Below are 18,767 nucleotides of genomic sequence, written 5' to 3' on the forward strand. Positions count from 1 at the left end.
TAAAAGGATCATTATGGTAAGCACTAGAGCAGCTGCAAGATATGCAAAAGCAATGCTAGAAGTTTCTGGTCAAAAAGGAAATGCTGAGGCTATTAATAGCGATATGATCTTGATCTCTGAATCAGTATCTCAAAGTGAAGACTTAAAAGTGTTTTTAACTAATCCTATCGTGAGTGGTGAGATTAAATTAAATGCTTTGTTAGAAGTATTCGCTAATGTTGATCAAAGTACTAAAGAATTGTTTAAAGTGCTTAAAGCGAACAATAGATTTGAAATCTTAGGTACAGTCGCTTTACAGTTTCAAGAGCAATACGAAGCTTTGAAAGGTATAGAGAGAGTTGTAGTTACTACGGCTGTTCCGATGGATGCCGCTTTAGAGAGTAAAGTTTTATCTAAAGTTCAAAGTTTAGCTCCTGGAAAACAAATTGTTGTTTCAAATATAGTAGATGCTTCTATCTTAGGAGGATTTATCTTGAAAATGGGAGATAAACAGTACAATGCTTCAATAGCGAATCAATTACAAGTTTTAAAAAGAGAATTAACTAATTAAAAAATCACCGCACGAATGTTCGTGTATAAACATAGATAAAAATGGCGGAAATTAAACCAGCTGAAATATCAGCGATTTTAAAGAAACAATTATCTGGATTTAGCTCAGAGGCTTCTTTAGAAGAAGTAGGAACAGTACTTGAAGTAGGAGATGGTGTTGCTCGTGTATACGGGTTAACAAACGCTGAATACGGAGAGCTAGTTGTATTCGAGAATGGACTAGAAGCAATGGTACAGAACCTTGAAGAGGATAATGTAGGTATTGTATTGTTAGGAGCTCCTACTGGTGTTAAAGAAGGATCTACAGTAAAAAGAACAGGTCGTATCGCTTCACTTAAAGTAGGTGAGAAAATGGTAGGACGTGTTGTTAATACATTAGGTCTTCCAATCGATGGTAAAGGTGCTATCGAAGGTGATTTATATGAGATGCCATTAGAGCGTAAAGCTCCTGGGGTAATCTACCGTCAACCAGTAACTGAGCCGTTACAAACAGGTATTAAATCTGTTGATGCCATGATTCCAATCGGACGTGGACAACGTGAGTTAGTAATTGGTGACCGTCAAACAGGAAAAACAACTGTTTGTATCGATACTATCTTAAATCAAAAAGAATTTTACGATGCTGGACAACCAGTATATTGTATATATGTAGCTATTGGACAAAAAGCTTCTACTGTAGCAGGAATTGCTAAAACTTTAGAAGATAAAGGTGCAATGGACTATACTATTATCGTAGCTGCAAATGCTTCGGATCCAGCTCCAATGCAAGTTTATGCTGCAATGGCTGGAGCTGCTATCGGAGAGTACTTCCGTGATACAGGACGTCCTGCATTAATTATCTATGATGATTTATCTAAACAAGCGGTAGCTTACCGTGAGATGTCATTAATCTTACGTCGTCCACCAGGTCGTGAGGCTTACCCTGGAGACGTTTTCTACCTTCACTCAAGATTATTAGAGCGTGCTGCTCGTATTATCGGTGATGATGAAATCGCTAAGAACATGAATGATTTACCAGAGTCTATCAGACCATTCGTTAAAGGTGGTGGTTCATTAACTGCTTTACCTATTATCGAAACTCAAGCTGGTGACGTTTCTGCTTATATCCCAACTAACGTAATTTCGATTACTGATGGACAGATATTCTTAGAGTCTGATTTATTTAACTCAGGTGTTCGTCCAGCTATTAACGTAGGTATTTCTGTATCTCGTGTTGGAGGTTCTGCGCAGATTAAATCAATGAAGAAAGTAGCTGGTACTTTAAAACTTGACCAAGCTCAATACCGTGAGTTAGAAGCTTTCGCTAAGTTTGGTTCTGATTTAGATGCTGCTACAATGAACGTTATCTCTAAAGGACAACGTAACGTTGAGATCTTAAAACAAGCTGTTAACGATCCATATACTGTAGAGGATCAGGTAGCTATTATCTATGCAGGTTCTAAAAACCTTCTTAGAAGCGTACCAGTATCTAAAGTAAAAGAGTTTGAAAAAGACTATTTAGATGCTTTAAACTCTCGTCATAGAGATGTATTAGATCAGTTAAAAGCTGGTAAATTCACAGACGAAATTACTGCTGTGCTTGAGAAAGTAGCTAAAGAAATTTCTGCAAAATATTAAGAAATAATGTTTGTCTACAAGTGTTGATTATCTTCATTTGTAGATAAATTTATATACAATTTACAATGGCAAACCTTAAAGAAATACGTAATAGGATTTCATCAATTGGATCAACAATGCAGATTACATCTGCTATGAAGATGGTATCTGCAGCTAAGCTTAAAAAAGCTACTGATACTATTATGGCTATGCGTCCATATTCAGAAAAGTTGACTGAATTGATTCAAAATGTTAGCGCAACTTTAGAGGGTGATAATTCAGGAGTATATTCTCAAACTAGAGAGGTTAAGAATGTTCTTCTTGTGGTTATTACTTCAAACAGAGGTTTGTGTGGTGGTTTTAATGCGAATATTATTAAACAAATTAATACACTTAAAGCTACTCAATATAAAGACGTTAATGTTGATTTATTGACAATTGGTAAAAAAGGTCACGATATATTACGTAAATCTTTTACTGTAATTGAGAATAGAAGTGATTTGTTTGATCATGTAGATTTTGCAAATTGTGCTGTTATAGCTGAACAAATGATGGAAGCTTTCGTTGAAGAGAAATATGATTCAATTCAGATCGTTTACAATCAGTTCAAAAATGCTGCTACACAAGATGTAGTAACAGAGCAGTTTTTACCATTGTTACCAGTGGAATCTAGTGAAAATGCTAGTTCTGACTATATTTATGAGCCTTCTAAAGAAGAGATTATTAATACATTAATTCCTCTTTCTTTAAAAACTCAATTATTAAAAGCTGTTGCAGACTCTGTAGCTTCTGAACATGGAGCTCGTATGACTGCAATGCACAAAGCAACTGATAACGCTAAAGACTTACGTGATGAATTAACGTTAAGTTACAACAAAGCTCGTCAAGCTGCTATTACAAATGAAATTCTAGAAATTGTTGGTGGTGCTGAGGCATTAAACAACTAATCTGAATATTATACTTTTAGAAAAGGGATACTCGTCTGAGTATCCCTTTTTTTGTGTTATTAATAGATTTAAGACGTTTTTTGACATGTGCTGTCTGTTTGTTTGTCGATTGACGGAAAAGAGCTTAGAAAGTTTTTAATGTAGTTAGTTAGTTAGTTAGTTAGTTAGTTAGTTAGTTAGTTAGTTAGTTAGTTAGTTAGTTAGTTAGTTAGTTAGTTAGTTAGTTAGTTAGTTAGAGTCAATAAAAAAGCCGTTTAAGATGTCTTAAACGGCTTTATACTTATATTAAGTAATGTTATTTTAATTCTCTAATTAGATAGATATAAACAGGGAAGTGGTCACTGTAACCTGGTTCTCCATTAGTATTTCTAAGAGGATAACCTTTATATTGTCCTGTTGGTTGAACCATAAATGGTTTTTTATAGATTTTCGCTTTCCAGTATGCCCATGATGAGTAATCATCTCTAACATAAGGCTCGCTAATTACCATTTGGTCAAAAACATCCCATGCATCACGGTAAGCTAATGTCCCTAATCCATCTTTTGACATTTTTTCCATTGGATTAAAAAGACCTTGTGGAGTAAGTTCAGATTTTTTACCAGCTGTTTTCAGTACTTTTTTCATACTGTTATTGTATGGACCGTCATTCATATCTCCCATAGTGATTACTTTCGCATTTGGGTTGATAGTGTATAATGAATCGATGATTTTTTTGTTTAATGCAGCAGCAGCTTCACGTAATGGGCTACTTCTTTTCTCTCCACCCACTCTAGAAGGCCAGTGATTTACGATGAAGTGTACTTCCTCTCCATCTAAAAGACCTGTTACTAACAGCTGATCACGTGTGTAGATACGAGTACCTTTTTCTCCTGTATGTTTGTCTACTTTATTCATATCGTAGATATAAAGAGGATGCGGAGTCGCATTAGTTACAGAGAAGTGTTTTTTCTGATATAACAATCCTACATCAATACCACGCTTGTCAGGAGAGTCAAAGTGCGCTATACCATAATCTCCAGGTGCAAGTTGTGGGTCGCGTACTAAGTCTTCTAGAACTGCTCTATTTTCAACTTCAGCAACGCCTATTACTGCAGGCATTTTAGTGTTTTCGTCCGTACCAATCTGAGACATAACTTTCGCAAGATTGTGGATTTTCTTTTGGTACTTTTTAGATGTCCAAGCTTGTGCTCCTGTAGGAGTCCACTCTTCATCATAAATTTTAGGGTCTCTAATTGTATCAAACAAGTTCTCGCAGTTGTAGAACGCAATTGTTTGAATCTCATACTTTTTCTCTTGTGCTTGTGCTCCCATTGTGATAAGAGCAAACAACAAAATGATTCTTTGAAGTTTGATGTGCATGACTAGGTTAATTTAAGTAAAGAATTGTCTTATTTCTTTGACAAAAATAGCTAATATTATTATAATAACATACCTTTGTATTAGAAATAACCTTACGGTGTTTCTTAACATAGCACTTTAATCATTTTTAATTTATGAAGAAACTTTTATTTAGTTTGTTCTTTGTGTTGCAGGTAGTTATATCTTATGCACAAGGAGTTCAGGAAATTAAAGGGAAAGTTGTGGATGGTACCACTCAGATGCCGATGAATGCGGTATCTGTAAGAGTACAAGCTACTACCACTTCCTCTTTAACAGACAATGAAGGAAGATTCACTTTAGAAAATGTTAAAACGGGTAACCATGATGTTGTAATCTCTTATGTGGGATATGTAACAAAGCGTTTACCTGTAGAGGTAGGTGATGGCATCATCGACCTTGGTACAATTTCTTTAGACGAGGATTTCGCTTCTATTGCAAATTTAGGGCTTATTACACTTACGGAGAATGACCTAAGTGATGATGACTCTAGTAACGACACTTCATCAGGTTTGTTACAAGCTACAAAAGACCCTTTCCAACAAGCAGCAGCTTATAACTGGGGGTCTGCATTCTACAGATTGCGTGGACTTGATAACGAATATGGTAAGACAATGATCAATGGGGTGGTGATGAACAAAGTTCATGATGGTCGCCCACAATGGGGGAACTGGGGAGGTCTAAATGACGCTACTCGTAACCAAGTTTTCTCTTCAGGATCTACTCCTTCAGATTTCTCTTTTGGTGGAATCTTAGGAACACAAAACATCACTACAAGAGCATCTCAAATCAGAAAAGGTGCTAAAGCTGGTTTCTCTGGTTCTAATACGAACTATACTTGGAGACCTTACGTTATTTACTCTTCTGGTTTAGATAAGAATGGATGGGCATTTGCTTTATCTGCATCTTATAGAGGAGCTAAAGAAGGTTATTTTGATGGAACGAATTATGATGCACTATCTTTATTCGCTGCCGTTGAAAAGAAATTTAATGATAATCACAGTTTAAACTTTACAGCTATTTATGCTCAAAATAAAAGAGGGAAAAACTCTCCTATTACAGATGAGCAAGCTGATTTAAAAGATTTTAAATACAATTCATACTGGGGATATCAAAATGGAGATAAAAGAAATTCTCGTTATAAAGATGTTTCTGAACCAATCTTCCAATTGACACACTATTGGAAAATAGATGAGTTAAATAACTTAACGACAACTGCTTCTTATCAATTTGGACATATTGCTAACAGTCGTTTAGGATACCAAGATAATTTAAATCCAGATCCTACATATTATCAAAGAATGCCAAGTTTCGCTTTAAACAAGACGGATCGAGATGATATCAGAAAATGGACTCCAGATAGAGATGGTGCAAGAGAAGCTGCTAATTATTTTATAGGGAATGGACAGTTAGATTGGGAATGGATTTATGGAGTAAACCAAAATTATGCTGATAGTCGTAGTAGAATTGTATTGTATGAAGACCGTCAAGATGATAAAACATTTTCTTTTAATACTAACTTAAAGTCTGTATTATCTGATCATGTTACTTTAGATGCAGGGTTTAATTATAGAAGAGTACATTCATCTTATTATAAAAAGTTAGTTGATTTATTAGGAGGAGATTACTATTTAGATATTGATACATATCAAAAAGGAGATAATGCACATAGTGATTTAAATAATCGTAATCGTAAAGTTGGTGAAGGTGATAAATTCGGATACAACTATACTGTAGATTCAAATATTATAGATGTATTTACACAGTTCAATTTTGATTATGATAAGTTTGATTTCTATATAGCACAGAAGATAGGATATACTTCTTATGAGAGAGATGGAAAATATAAAAATGGTGTTTATGCTAACAATTCTTATGGAAAAGGTGGTTTAGTAGATTTTAATAACTTCGGATTTAAAGGAGGAGCTACTTACCATATTACTGGGCGTCATGCTCTTAATATGAATGTTGCGTACTATAATCAAGCACCATCTATTAGAAATACTTTTGCTAATGGACGTGTAAATAATTTAGTTACTAAAGACTTAACGAATGAAGATATATTTAGTGTTGATGGTAGCTATATTGTTAGAACACCTAAGTTAAAAGCTCGTGTTTCTGGATACTTATCTGAGATTAAGAATAGTACTCAAGTTAATTTCTATTATGCTGATGGAGCAGGTGTTATGAATGCTGAAGGAGAGTTGTATAATGGAAATGGTTCAACATTCGTATCAGAGATATTAACAGGAGTGAATAAGCGTAATATAGGATTAGAGCTTGGAGCTGAATATCAGTTAACTCAAACATTAAAGGCAACAGCTGCAGCAGCTATAGGACAATCTTTTTACACAAATGATCCTACTCTTCGTTTAAATTCTGATAACGTAGCTAAGAGTTTCGACTATGGTAAATCTTATTTAAAAAATTATAAAGTAGCGAATGGACCTCAGACAGCACTGTCTTTAGGACTGGAATATAGAGATCCAGCTTATTGGTGGGTAGGAGCAAATGTTAACTATATGGATAATGCATATACGAATGTTTCTGCTTTAAGAAGAACAGATAACTTTGCTACTGAACCGTTGTATCCAGGTCAATCTTTTGCCGATATTAATCAAGCAGATGTGGATAGAATGCTTAAACAAGAGAAGTTAGCGGACTTTACTGTATTTAATATTACAGGAGGAAAATCTTGGAGATTACCTAATAGAAACCTAATTGGTTTCTTTGCTAGTATTAATAATGTATTCAATAGACATTATAAAACTGGTGGGTTTGAACAAGCAAGAAATGCTAATTATAAGCAAGAAATTATTAATAATGGGCAACTAGTAAACGAAGGTCATGGATATAATACTTTCGGAAACAAGTACTGGTACGCTTATGGACGTAATTTCTTTGTAAATGTTTATTACAACTTCTAATTCTTAGAACAATGAAAACAATTTTTAAATCAATTTTATATATATCATTTGCCAGCCTTCTTGCTGTAGGTTGTGCTAAAAATGATGATTTTACGACACCTGATGCTACACATTGTGATGAGCCTCAGATAAAAGCAAATAAAACGATAGAGGAAATTTTTAAACTTTCTTCTACTACTAAAAAAGCATATGAGTCTTCAACAGAAGATTTTATCTCTGGAGTAGTTGTTTCTAGTGATGAAGGAGGTAACTTCTATAAAGATTTATATATCGAAACAATAGATGGAGGTATTGCTGCTCGTGTAAAAATTAATAGAGGAGGAACATATGGACTTTATCCTGTAGGTAGAGTAATTCATATTCGATTGAATGGATTATTTACTCAGATAGATAATGGTGTACTAGCTATTGGTATTAATGATCCTGCAACTAATTATACTGGAGGAATAACTAATATACCTAAGCATATTTTTAGATCTTGTAAAACAATTACAGGAGATGACTTTAATAAGACATATAATCACGTTGTTAGTTTAAAAGAAGCGATTACTGATAATTATTTAGGTAAACTAGTTACAATTACGGATGTACAGTTCAAGGAAAAATTCTGGGACAAACCATTTTGGGATGAAAATAATTTAGTGTCTCCTACAAATAAAGCTACAAATGTAGAAATTGAATCTAAAGAAAGTGTTACTGCTAATGTTATTTTTAGAGTAGCTGAGCAGTCTAGTGGGTTTAAAAATCATAAGGTTCCTGCTAAGAGCGGTACTATGACTGGGGTAATGACTAAATTCTCTAAAGATTATCAATTTGTGCCTCGTACTATGGTTGACTTAGTAGGATTGGATAAAGACCCTTTCAAAGGGAATACTGGAGGTAGTGAAGAAGGAAGTTATGATGATCCTAATATGAAATTAGAGTTAGGAAAATATCTTGCTTTCCCTGGTGCTAACTTTGATAAATGGGAGGACTTTACATCTGTAGTGAATAGTTATGGATTGAAGCATGTTGCTTTAGCTGAAAAACAGGGATGGAATAATACTAATGGAATGAGCATTAAAGCTACTCCTAGTGGTAATGATTTCTTATTTACTTTAGAAAAAGTTAAGAATGTACCTACGGGAGCAACTAAATTATCTTTCTTAGTAAAAGGAACTGCTGGAGCTTCTTTAGTACCACTTATGTATAAAGCTGATGGAAAATCTTATGTAGCTTATAATGTAGGAAATCTATCTGTGCATAGAGTTGTTAAAGCAAATACTACACCTTTAGGGAATAATACTACTCCAGAATATAAAGGTAATATCGACACTAAAGGACAATGGGTAAAAGTTGTTCTTGACTTGACTTCTGCTCCAGAGGGTTCAGGATATAATACTTCAGGAGTTGGTAATTTCTTTGCTATTAAGGTTGGAAAAGAACAAGCATATGATTTAATCATTGATGAAATTCGTTTTGAGGATGGTACACCTGGAGATGGAGGTACAACTGAGCCAGAAGTTCCTGCTGGTGACTTACCAGAAGCAAAAGCACTTGTAGAAAATTTTGAAAAGAAATTTACTAAGGAAGATAGAGCTAGTAGTTATGATGCTAAGGAATTAGATTTTGAAATCGGAAAATGGTCTTTCTCTGATAGTGGTGTTTATTCGGACGCTAATGATTTAAAATCTTCAGGAGAACAATCAATAAGATTTCGTGGAAACGATAAAGCAGAAGCTTTTTTAGAATCAAAGTTTGTTGTTACAGGTTTGAAAAAAGTAGAGTTCCAATTTGGTGGGGCTACTTTTAAAGAAGATCCTGACGCAGACAAAGAGATTGCAGTAGAGTTCTTTTATTCAATAGATTCTGGTAAAACATGGAAGTTAGTTGGGAAAAAAGTTGGAAAAAGAGGTGAGTTAACTACTGCTTCTTTTGATATTGCAGCAAAAGCAACTGATAAAGTATCTATCAAAATACAAAATGCTTCTTTTGTAAGAAGTACAAAAAATAGACTTAGAGTTAATATTGATGATATTAAATTCATTAAGTAGTTAAATTCTGATTTATAAATAAAAAAGCTCGGCTATGCCGAGCTTTTTTTATGTTCTTTACTTAGAGTGTATTCTAGAATTATTGTTTTAGAATAGGACTAAAACATCTTATTGATGATCTCTTGACCATAAACCAGAGATACTTCTTCAACGAATGATTGAAAGCTAAAGCTTGCCTCTTCATTTGCGTTATCGGAGATTGTACGTATCACAATAAACGGTACTCCAAACTCAAAACAAACCTGAGCTACTGCAGCTCCTTCCATTTCTACACATAATACTTCTGGTAATTGTGACTGAAGATTGTTTTTTTGTTCAGATGTAGAGAAGAATTGATCCCCACTAGCTATTGTGCCATAATGAACAGTAGGTTTAGTAATATTAAATTTAGCTAACTCTGATGGTGTAATTAGTTGGTGTAGATTCTCTAGCCCAAACATATTCTCTATATGCTTACAAGTCTCTTTTGACCAATGTGTATCAGTATCAAAATATGTTTTGCCTAGCAGTGGTATTTCAAATTTTGGTCTTAGAGGAGAAGCATCCATATCATACTGTACCAAATCCTTTGCTACGACTACATCACCTACTTTTACATTAGGGTGAATACCGCCAGCTACACCAATAAAAGCAATACGATCTACTTTAAACTCTAATAAAAGTGTTGCCACAGTTGCAGCAGCTGCTACCTTACCAATGCGAGAGTAGACTATAACTACTTTTTGGTTATTAATATAACCTTCATAGTAAGTGCGATTACCTATTTTTCTTTCAGTTTTATCTCTTAGTTGAGTGATAATTCCATTTACTTCTTGTGGAATTGCCCCTAATATACCTATCGTATTTGTTGAGTGCATAAGTTTAGTACTATTTTGAGTAACCAAAATTACGAAAATTATATGCAACCTATTTTGATAGTTATTGAAGTAGTGTATTTCCTTGTCGAATACATGTAGAGTCCGTGCAATATTCTGGTTAATAGTAGGTTTTTTAGCAAGAATACAATTATAATTGCCATCGAATTATGCATTGAGATAGGTATGATAATTTTTATAAAGAGTTATTAAAAGAATGTTTTAATGATAAGATAACCATGTTAAGTTGTATTTCTTTTTATATCTTGTCATTTCTGATGTTTAAAAAGATATTTTTTTAGGACAAATCAAGGTCAAAATACAATGTAAAGTAAGGTCTAGATGTGCGCTGTAGTCTTTTTTAAATAAGATAATTAAGCGAAATAGGATGTGAAATAGTTGTATAATAAAAAATTATTTAAGAGAGATGTAAAAATAGTATCTTTACAGCGAGTAAATAAATGCAATAATTCCCGAAAGGGATTCAATATATAAAAATTATTAGATGGCTTGTACAAATTGTTCAACAGAAAAAGATAGTAGTGGGCTCCCGAAGGGATGCCAGAATAAGGGGACGTGCGGAACAGACGGCTGTAATAAATTAGCAGTTTTTGATTGGTTGTCAAATATGGTTTATCCTAATGGCACCGAAATATATGATATAGTAGAGGTTCGTTTTAAGAATGGTAGAAAAGATTTTTATCGATACCCAAAAGAGATTGCAATCTCTATGGGAGATATCGTAGCTACAGAATCTTCTCCTGGACATGATATTGGTATTGTTTCATTAGTAGGGGAGTTAGTGAAAGTGCAGATGAAAAAGAAAAAAGCTGATCCTAATGGAGAGGTTTTAAAAATCTACCGAAAAGCAACTCAAAAAGATATTGATATTTGGCAAGAGGCACGTAATAGAGAAGAGACCGTTAAAGTTAGAGCTCGTGAGATTGCTATAGCTTTAAAATTAGAGATGAAAATCTCTGATGTAGAGTTTCAAGGTGATGCTTCTAAGGCTACTTTTTATTATACAGCGAGTGAACGTGTAGATTTCCGACAGTTAATTAAAGACTTTGCCAGAGAGTTTAGCATTCGTATAGAGATGAAGCAGGTTGGGTTTAGACAAGAAGCTGCTCGACTAGGTGGAGTGGGGTCTTGTGGACGTGAATTATGTTGTTCTACTTGGTTAACTGACTTTAGAAGTGTAAATACCTCTGCAGCACGTTATCAACAGTTATCACTTAATCCGCAAAAGTTAGCAGGACAGTGTGGTAAATTGAAATGTTGTTTAAACTTTGAGCTAGATACGTATCTAGAAGCCTTAAAAGATATGCCTGATTCTGATACAAAACTAATGACTGTAAAAGGATTAGCAATATGTCAGAAGATAGATATATTCAAAGGACAAATGTGGTTTGCTTATATTAATAATTCTGCAAATTGGTATGTACTGTCTACTGAGATGGTGAAAGAGATTCTTGCTTTGAATAGAAAAGATCAGAAAGGACAAGAGCTAGAGAGTTATATGCTGGAAGTAGAGTGCGAGGAGATAGACTTTAACAATGCATCTGAACAAGATAGCGTTACTCGTTTTGATCAGCCTAAACGTAAGAAAAAGCCATCTAGAAATAATAAGAAGAAGGATGGGCAGGCTAGAGAGGGACAAGAAACTCAGGCTCCTAATACATCTCGCGAGAAAACATCTAATGGGGAGGCACGTAATAATAAGCAACCTAAACAAGGTGAAAGAGAGCCTAGAGATAAGCAACAATCTCGTAATAGAAACAAGAATAGAGCAGAGGGAAATAAAGAGAGAGAAGGTGTAAATCTTGAGAAACAGAATACGGGAGAACAAAAAAATACTCGTAAAGAGGTAAAAGGAGGTCCTAGAGAACAGAAAGGTCCTAGAGAACCTAGAAATGAAAATAAGGGGCCGCGAGAGGGCAAACCTCATTTTAAGGAAAAGAAGAAACCTGTAGAGGGATCTAATGAAGGAGGTACTGATGGTGAAGGGACTGCTAAGGCAAAACAACATCATAAAGGCAACCGCCCAAATAGAAATAAACGATTTAAAAAAGATAATAATAGTGACAATTCTAATGCAGAGAATTAGTAGTTATTTATTGGTGTTAAGTGCTGTGATGCTCTTTGTTGTATCTTGTCAGAGAGATACGAATATGGTCTTTGACCAATATCAGAAGACTTCAGGTGCTTGGGATAGAACAGATGTAAAAACATTTGTGTATGACGTGCATGATACAGTACAGCGTCATAATCTTTATTTGAATATAAGAGTGAATAAGAACTATCCTTATAGTAATTTATTTGTTATTTTTAAAATGCATCAACCTAATTTAGATGTCGTGATAGACACCCTACAGTTCCAAATGGCTAATCCAGATGGGACGTTATTAGGAAATGGTTTTTCTGATGTAAAGGAGAGCAAACTAGAATTGAAAGAAGACCTTGCTTTTCCTGTTAAGGGAAGCTATAAGTTTACTATAGAACAAGTTGTTCGTGAATTAGGAGAAGTAGAAGGAGTTAATTCTTTAGAAGGGGTTTCAGAAGTAGGCTTTCGTATAGAAAAACAATAATAGAATAATAGATTTATAAGTATTATAGACTTTATGAGTTCAAGTAAAAACAAAAGAGGGGATAAGAAGCAACCAAAGAGTTTGCGAGGTTATTTAAAAGCGTTTTGGATTCTATTCTTAGGAATGGTTGCCGCAGTTATTTTCTTTTTCTTATGCGCATCATGGGGAGTTTTTGGGCCGATGCCAACCTTCGATGAGTTAGAGAACCCTGCTAGCAATGTAGCGACTGAGATTATCTCTTCAGACGGTAAAACAATAGGTAAGTTTTATTTAGAAAATCGTGTGCCTGTTAAGTATGAAGATTTACCAGAGTATTTAGTTAATGCATTAATAGCCACAGAAGATGAGCGTTTTAAAGAGCATTCAGGTATAGATGCTCGTGGTACACTTAGAGCAATTACTTCTGTAGGGAGTAGTGGTGGAGCTAGTACCATTACACAACAGTTAGCTAAATTATTGTTTCATGGAGAAGGGTCTAGAAGTTTGCCTAAACGTATTACTCAGAAGGCAAAAGAATGGGTTATCGCTGTGAAACTAGAAAGACAGTATACAAAAGAAGAGATTCTTACGATGTATTTAAATAAAGCTGACTTTGTTAATAATGCAGTAGGTATCCGCTCTGCTACTCGTATCTATATGGGTAAAGAGCCTAAGGATCTTACTATAGATGAGGCTGCTATGTTCGTAGGAATGTTACAGAATCCAGCTTATTTTAACCCTGTTCGTAGACCTGAGTTAGTGCATAAAAGACGTAATGTAGTGTTGCACCAGATGGCTCGTAATGGCTTTATTTCAAAAGAAGAAAGTGTAAAACTACAAGAGTTACCATTGGCATTAAACTTCACTCCAGAAAGTCATAGAGAAGGTATCGCTACTTATTTCCGTGAGTATTTACGTGATTATATGCGCCGTTGGGTAAAAGAGAATCCTAAAAAAGACGGTACTACTTATGATATTTATCGCGATGGATTAAAGATATATGTATCTATAGACTCACGTATGCAGAAGTATGGTGAAGAAGCTGTAGAAGCACATATTGCTAACTTACAAGAAGAGTTCTTTATAGATCAGAAGAATAATAAGATGGCTCCATTTTATAAAATTAACCAACAAGAGGTTGATAATATTATGATGAGAGCAATGAAGACTTCAGAGCGTTGGAGACAAATGAAGGAGCAAGGTAAATCTGAGAGTGATATCATCAAATCATTTGATGTGAAAACAGAGATGAGAATCTTCTCTTGGAAAGGAGAGAGAGATACTGTGATGACTCCTAAAGACTCTATCCGTTATTATAAGCATTTCTTACAAGCGGGTATGATGGCAATGGAGCCTCAGACAGGACATATTAAAGCATGGGTAGGAGGTATAAATTACAAACACTTCCAGTATGACCACGTAGGACAAGGAGCGAGACAAGTAGGTTCTACATTTAAACCATTTGTATATGCTACTGCTATAGAGCAATTACATTATTCTCCATGTGACTCTATTATAGATTCACCATTCACTATGCCTAAAGGTAGATATGGTATTTCTAGAGATTGGAGTCCTCAGAACTCGAACCGTTCTTATAGAGGTATTATGACCTTAAAACAAGCTTTAGCTGGATCTGTAAATACTATAACAGCTAAGTTGATGGATAAAGTAGGGCCTAAGGCTGTTGTGAATATGTGTAGAGATTTAGGTATCTCAGGAGATATTCCACAAAGTCCAGCGATTGCATTAGGAGCTGTTGATATTACTGTTAGTGATATGGTGGCAGCTTATAGTACATTTGCGAATCAAGGTATCTATGTGAAGCCTATTTTTATTACACGCATAGCTGATAAGAATGGAGTTATTTTATTCAATGCTATACCTGAGACAAAGGATGTAGTGAGTAAGGATGTAGCTTATGCTATCATTAAGTTGTTAGAAGGGGTTACTGAGTCAGGATCAGGGGTAAGATTACGTACTACTTGGCAAGGTGCAGGTTATAAACGTGTAACAGGTCACCCTTATAAGTTTACTAACCCTATTGCAGGTAAAACAGGAACGAGTCAGAACAATAGTGATGGTTGGTTTATCGGTATGGTACCAAATTTAGCAACAGGAGTATGGGTTGGTAACGATGATAGAGCAGCTCACTTTAGAACGATGACTTATGGACAAGGAGCAACATTAGCATTACCTATTTGGGGTATATTCATGAATAAGTGTTATGCTGATAAGAGTTTAGAGGTAGCTAAGTCAGGCTTCCCTGTACCAGAACACCTATCTATACGAGTAGATTGTACGAAAATTGTTCAACCAGAAACGGATGATGTTTCTGAAGGAGCTTTAGATACAGAAGAATTTGATTTTTAATAATAGAAACGCCTTTTTTTAAAGGCGTTTTTTTTTGTATTTTAGGAACATATTACTAAACCAAATATTATGATCAATAAAAAGGTAGCTAATGTTCAAGAAGCTTTAGCAGATATACAGAATGACATGACTATCATGTTAGGAGGATTTGGCCTTTGTGGTATTCCTGAGAATAGCATAGCCGAATTGGTAAAGAAGAACGTAAGTGGTCTAACGTGCATTTCTAATAATGCAGGTGTAGATAATTTCGGCTTAGGATTATTATTACAGAAGCGTCAGATAAAGAAGATGATCTCTTCTTATGTAGGAGAGAATGCAGAGTTTGAACGCCAAATGTTATCTGGAGAGTTAGAAGTAGAGCTTACTCCACAGGGTACTTTAGCAGAGAAGTGCAGAGCTGCTCAGATGGGGATCCCTGGTTTTTATACTCCAGCAGGGTATGGTACTGAGGTAGCAGAGGGTAAAGAGGTAAGAGAGTTTAAAGGTAAACCACATATATTAGAATTAGCCTTTGACGCTGATTTTGCCATCGTAAAAGCATGGAAAGGTGATGAGGCAGGTAATTTAGTTTTTAAAGGAACAGCGCGTAATTTTAATGCTTGTATGGCTGGAGCTGCTAAGATAACTGTAGCAGAAGTGGAAGAATTAGTTCCTGCAGGACAATTAGATCCGAATGAAATACATGTACCTGGGATATTCGTTAAGCGTATTTTTCAAGGAGAACAGTATGAGAAGAGAATTGAGCAACGCACAGTTCGTTCAAAGAATTAATCACCTTTTAAACTTAAGTTATGTTAGATAAAGTAGGAATTGCAAAACGTATAGCAAAAGAAGTTAAAGATGGCTTCTATGTAAATTTAGGAATAGGTATACCAACATTAGTGGCAAACTATGTGCCTGAAGGTATGAATGTTGAGTTTCAGAGTGAGAACGGTATATTAGGTATGGGGCCTTTTCCATATGAAGGTGAGGAGGACCCGGATTTAATTAATGCAGGTAAACAAACGATTACGAGTTTACCAGGGGCGTCTTTTTTTGATTCGGCAACTAGCTTTGGGATGATACGTGGACAACATGTAGATTTAACTATTCTAGGAGCTATGGAAGTATCAGAGCAAGGAGACATTGCGAACTGGAAGATTCCTGGGAAGATGGTAAAAGGTATGGGAGGAGCTATGGATTTAGTAGCTTCTGCAGAGAATATCATTGTGGCGATGATGCATGTGAATAAGGCTGGAGAGTCTAAGATATTAAAAGAATGTACATTACCCTTAACAGGTGTGAAGTGTGTTAAAAAGATAGTTACAGAGTTAGCTGTTATGGAAGTAACAGATCAAGGTATTAAGCTATTAGAAAGAGCACCAGGAGTATCTGTAGAAGACATTATAAAGGCTACTGAGGTTACTTTAATCATTGAGGGAGATATTCCTGAAATGACAATATAAAAATTAAATAGAAGAGCTCTAAGAGCTCTTTTTTTATTTCAGCTTCTTTATTTCTGAATGTATATATGTTGATTAAGTCTGTAATTGTTTATTTTTATATAAAAAATGTACATGAATAAGTTTGTCCAATTCCCTTTGTATCTAAAGATAACCTGTGTTTTACTTAGCTTGGTTGTATTTAGTTATATCGCTATTTTACTTGAGAACATATTTGTACCTATGTTTTTAGGTGTATTGGTAGCTTCTTTATTAGTTCCTTTTAGTGAGTTTTTAGAGAAGAAATTTAGATTTTCTCGTGGTATTGCTTCTATAGTAGTTGTAGTCTTAGCTTTGCTTATTTTGAGTAGTGTTCTATTGCTGATAGGAATGCAATTAACACACTTACAAGATGATTGGCCAGCATTCCAACAGCAGTTGTTAGAAGGAGTCTCTAATATCCAAGAATGGGTGTATAGTAAGTTTGGTATTGCGAAGGAGAATCAAATGAATTACTTAGAATCAGCTGCATCTAATTCACTAAAGACAGGTACAGATATATTAGGAGCCGCTATGAGTTCTTTGTCTACTTTATTAATGTTTCTTGTATTCACGTTCTTATATTCAGTATTCCTATTGATCTATAGGGGACATTTGGTACGCTTTGTATTAATGTTATTTCACAGTGATCACAAGGATAAAGTGTTAGATACGATACATGCGATTCAGAATATGGTGAAGAAGTATTTAGTAGGGTTGATGTTACAGATGATGATCGTTACTACATTAGCATTTATAGCGTTTTTAATACTAGATATTAAGTATTCGTTTATGCTAGCATTGATTACGGGAGTATTGAATGTATTACCTTATATCGGTATTCTAATCGCTTTAGTTATTACTATTTTAGTGACATTTGCGTCAGCTTCTGGAGCCAAGGTGTTATTTGTGTTAATAGCCTTTGTTGTTATCCATGCTATTGATGGTAATATTGTGATGCCTAAAATAGTTGGTTCTAAAGTTAAAGTCAATTCTTTGGCCGTGATAGTAGGACTTATTTTAGGAGAGATGGCATGGGGAATATCAGGTATGTTATTAGCCATACCTACTTTAGCAATAATGAAGATTATATGTGATCGCGTAGATAGTTTAAGACCTTGGGGGTATTTATTAGGAGAAGAGACTTATCCCGAAAAGATAAACATAGAAGAAGAAAATAAAGAGTAAGTATAAAAGTAAAGAGGTTAGCCATTGGCTAACCTCTTTACTTTTAAAGCGATTTACTTCTTAGATTTATACACAAAGAAAGGAACTTTTAAGCGTTTAGCTAAGTGCTGTGTAACGCTCTTAGATAAGATATTCTCTATAAAAGTTTTGTTTCTTTTAATCGTTGCTACTAGATCTACAGGTTCATGTTCTATAAAGTCAAGTAGTGTCTTCTCTATATTTTCTGCATTGAATATATGGAAGCTGACAGGAGCATCTTTATACTTCTCTTTCCATTTATTATATATCTCTTCGCATGAGACACACCCTTTTGATTTAACATGAACTATTTTTAAATGTGCTTTATTGGCTTCAACACCTTTAATAAGGTCATCAAGCGTAGCTTCCTCTTCTTGTTCAAAGCGAGAAGTAAAGATGATATTATTTAGATCTCTAAAATGAGCTTCTTTAGGAATACTTAATACAGGTATATCTACCTTTGTAATTGTATTGATAGTATTAGATCCTAATAGTTTTTTGTGAAAACTAGCATTCGCTCCATCAGTACCCATTACTAGAAAGTCAATGTGATTTTCTTCAATAGCATTCAGTATTTCAGGGATTAGTAATCCCTCTTTTACTTTAAAGAATACAGGTACATGTTCTAAGTTTAGCTCACGTCTTGTTTCGATAAGTGCAGGGCTATTCGCATGTAATTGTTCCAGTTTCTCAAAATCGTTTTTCTTAATAACATTTTCCACTAGATGTGGACTGATACCACCCGATATAATAGGAGGATCATAGACATGTAATACATAGAGCTCAGCCTCTCTATAGTTAGCTAACTGCAGTGCATATTTAAAAGCATTGTTTGCAGTCTCTGAATAATCAGTTGGAAATAATATCTTTTTCATAATAG

Annotated in this window: 14 protein-coding genes; 11 read left to right on the forward strand and 3 right to left on the reverse strand. The window is 34.7% G+C overall.

Annotated features, from left to right (window positions below; all coding sequences use genetic code 11):
* Nucleotides 1–13: 13 nt before the first annotated feature.
* The 3 genes from atpH (at nucleotide 14) to atpG (ending at nucleotide 3,092) form a co-directional block, all read left to right on the forward strand.
* Complete coding sequence (gene atpH / locus MODO_RS03150) at nucleotides 14–550, forward strand: ATP synthase F1 subunit delta (RefSeq protein ID WP_006257835.1); 537 nt, start codon at nucleotides 14–16, stop codon at nucleotides 548–550.
* Between the two features lie 41 nt (nucleotides 551–591).
* The gene (atpA, locus tag MODO_RS03155) at nucleotides 592–2,166 is read left to right on the forward strand and encodes a F0F1 ATP synthase subunit alpha (RefSeq protein ID WP_006257834.1); all 1,575 of its coding nucleotides are present in this window, start codon (nucleotides 592–594) and stop codon (nucleotides 2,164–2,166) included.
* A gap of 65 nt (nucleotides 2,167–2,231) precedes the next feature.
* Nucleotides 2,232–3,092: an ATP synthase F1 subunit gamma gene (gene atpG / locus MODO_RS03160; RefSeq protein ID WP_006257833.1), complete on the forward strand. Its 861-nt coding sequence runs from the start codon at nucleotides 2,232–2,234 to the stop codon at nucleotides 3,090–3,092.
* A gap of 295 nt (nucleotides 3,093–3,387) precedes the next feature.
* Here atpG and MODO_RS03165 read toward each other — a convergent pair whose 3' ends face one another.
* Nucleotides 3,388–4,452, reverse strand: a complete 1,065-nt coding sequence (locus tag MODO_RS03165) for an endonuclease/exonuclease/phosphatase family protein (protein ID WP_006257831.1) — start codon at nucleotides 4,450–4,452, stop codon at nucleotides 3,388–3,390.
* A 134-nt stretch (nucleotides 4,453–4,586) separates the two neighbouring features.
* Here MODO_RS03165 and MODO_RS03170 point away from each other — a divergent pair, with 134 nt between their 5' ends.
* Together MODO_RS03170 and MODO_RS03175 are read left to right on the forward strand one after the other, a co-directional pair.
* The gene (locus MODO_RS03170; protein ID WP_006257830.1) at nucleotides 4,587–7,397 is read left to right on the forward strand and encodes a TonB-dependent receptor; all 2,811 of its coding nucleotides are present in this window, start codon (nucleotides 4,587–4,589) and stop codon (nucleotides 7,395–7,397) included.
* Nucleotides 7,398–7,408: 11 nt separating this feature from the next.
* Entirely contained in the window at nucleotides 7,409–9,430 is a 2,022-nt protein-coding gene (locus MODO_RS03175) for a DUF5689 domain-containing protein (RefSeq protein WP_006257829.1), read from the forward strand.
* A gap of 98 nt (nucleotides 9,431–9,528) precedes the next feature.
* Here the strand turns inward: MODO_RS03175 and MODO_RS03180 are convergent, their stop codons facing one another.
* Complete coding sequence (locus MODO_RS03180; protein ID WP_006257828.1) at nucleotides 9,529–10,287, reverse strand: 5'-methylthioadenosine/adenosylhomocysteine nucleosidase; 759 nt, start codon at nucleotides 10,285–10,287, stop codon at nucleotides 9,529–9,531.
* 502 nt (nucleotides 10,288–10,789) lie between these two features.
* Between MODO_RS03180 and MODO_RS03185 the strand changes: the two genes are divergently transcribed.
* The 6 genes from MODO_RS03185 (at nucleotide 10,790) to MODO_RS03210 (ending at nucleotide 17,869) form a co-directional block, all read left to right on the forward strand.
* Nucleotides 10,790–12,391 carry a PSP1 domain-containing protein gene (locus MODO_RS03185; RefSeq protein ID WP_006257827.1) on the forward strand — a complete coding sequence of 534 codons (1,602 nt, stop codon included), beginning with the start codon at nucleotides 10,790–10,792 and terminating at the stop codon, nucleotides 12,389–12,391.
* Nucleotides 12,378–12,872 carry a gliding motility lipoprotein GldH gene (locus tag MODO_RS03190; RefSeq protein ID WP_006257826.1) on the forward strand — a complete coding sequence of 165 codons (495 nt, stop codon included), beginning with the start codon at nucleotides 12,378–12,380 and terminating at the stop codon, nucleotides 12,870–12,872. Before MODO_RS03185 ends, MODO_RS03190 begins: the two co-directional genes overlap by 14 nt.
* A gap of 33 nt (nucleotides 12,873–12,905) precedes the next feature.
* On the forward strand, nucleotides 12,906–15,221 hold the full coding sequence (locus MODO_RS03195; protein ID WP_006257825.1) for a transglycosylase domain-containing protein: 2,316 nt from the start codon (nucleotides 12,906–12,908) through the stop codon (nucleotides 15,219–15,221).
* Between the two features lie 69 nt (nucleotides 15,222–15,290).
* Entirely contained in the window at nucleotides 15,291–15,992 is a 702-nt protein-coding gene (locus MODO_RS03200; RefSeq protein WP_006257824.1) for a CoA transferase subunit A, read from the forward strand.
* 20 nt (nucleotides 15,993–16,012) lie between these two features.
* On the forward strand, nucleotides 16,013–16,666 hold the full coding sequence (locus MODO_RS03205) for a CoA transferase subunit B (RefSeq protein ID WP_006257823.1): 654 nt from the start codon (nucleotides 16,013–16,015) through the stop codon (nucleotides 16,664–16,666).
* A 111-nt stretch (nucleotides 16,667–16,777) separates the two neighbouring features.
* Complete coding sequence (locus MODO_RS03210) at nucleotides 16,778–17,869, forward strand: AI-2E family transporter (RefSeq protein ID WP_006257822.1); 1,092 nt, start codon at nucleotides 16,778–16,780, stop codon at nucleotides 17,867–17,869.
* A gap of 53 nt (nucleotides 17,870–17,922) precedes the next feature.
* Here the strand turns inward: MODO_RS03210 and MODO_RS03215 are convergent, their stop codons facing one another.
* Nucleotides 17,923–18,762 (reverse strand): universal stress protein, encoded by an 840-nt coding sequence (locus MODO_RS03215; protein ID WP_006257821.1) that lies wholly within the window; start codon nucleotides 18,760–18,762, stop codon nucleotides 17,923–17,925.
* Between the last annotated feature and the right edge of the window lie 5 nt (nucleotides 18,763–18,767).

This window comes from Myroides odoratimimus (genome assembly GCF_001485415.1).
Lineage (GTDB): Bacteria > Bacteroidota > Bacteroidia > Flavobacteriales > Flavobacteriaceae > Flavobacterium > Flavobacterium odoratimimum.

What these genes read in the sequence shown, in the direction of transcription:
- MODO_RS03190 (WP_006257826.1), top strand. Translation starts at nt 12,378, where the DNA reads ATGCAGAGAATTAGTAGTTATTTATTGGTGTTAAGTGCTGTGATGCTC.
- MODO_RS03195 (WP_006257825.1), top strand. Translation starts at nt 12,906, where the DNA reads ATGAGTTCAAGTAAAAACAAAAGAGGGGATAAGAAGCAACCAAAGAGT.
- atpH (WP_006257835.1), top strand. Translation starts at nt 14, where the DNA reads ATGGTAAGCACTAGAGCAGCTGCAAGATATGCAAAAGCAATGCTAGAA.
- MODO_RS03180 (WP_006257828.1), bottom strand. Translation starts at nt 10,287, where the DNA reads ATGCACTCAACAAATACGATAGGTATATTAGGGGCAATTCCACAAGAA.
- MODO_RS03200 (WP_006257824.1), top strand. Translation starts at nt 15,291, where the DNA reads ATGATCAATAAAAAGGTAGCTAATGTTCAAGAAGCTTTAGCAGATATA.
- MODO_RS03215 (WP_006257821.1), bottom strand. Translation starts at nt 18,762, where the DNA reads ATGAAAAAGATATTATTTCCAACTGATTATTCAGAGACTGCAAACAAT.
- atpA (WP_006257834.1), top strand. Translation starts at nt 592, where the DNA reads ATGGCGGAAATTAAACCAGCTGAAATATCAGCGATTTTAAAGAAACAA.
- MODO_RS03205 (WP_006257823.1), top strand. Translation starts at nt 16,013, where the DNA reads ATGTTAGATAAAGTAGGAATTGCAAAACGTATAGCAAAAGAAGTTAAA.
- MODO_RS03210 (WP_006257822.1), top strand. Translation starts at nt 16,778, where the DNA reads ATGAATAAGTTTGTCCAATTCCCTTTGTATCTAAAGATAACCTGTGTT.
- MODO_RS03170 (WP_006257830.1), top strand. Translation starts at nt 4,587, where the DNA reads ATGAAGAAACTTTTATTTAGTTTGTTCTTTGTGTTGCAGGTAGTTATA.
- MODO_RS03165 (WP_006257831.1), bottom strand. Translation starts at nt 4,452, where the DNA reads ATGCACATCAAACTTCAAAGAATCATTTTGTTGTTTGCTCTTATCACA.
- MODO_RS03185 (WP_006257827.1), top strand. Translation starts at nt 10,790, where the DNA reads ATGGCTTGTACAAATTGTTCAACAGAAAAAGATAGTAGTGGGCTCCCG.
- MODO_RS03175 (WP_006257829.1), top strand. Translation starts at nt 7,409, where the DNA reads ATGAAAACAATTTTTAAATCAATTTTATATATATCATTTGCCAGCCTT.
- atpG (WP_006257833.1), top strand. Translation starts at nt 2,232, where the DNA reads ATGGCAAACCTTAAAGAAATACGTAATAGGATTTCATCAATTGGATCA.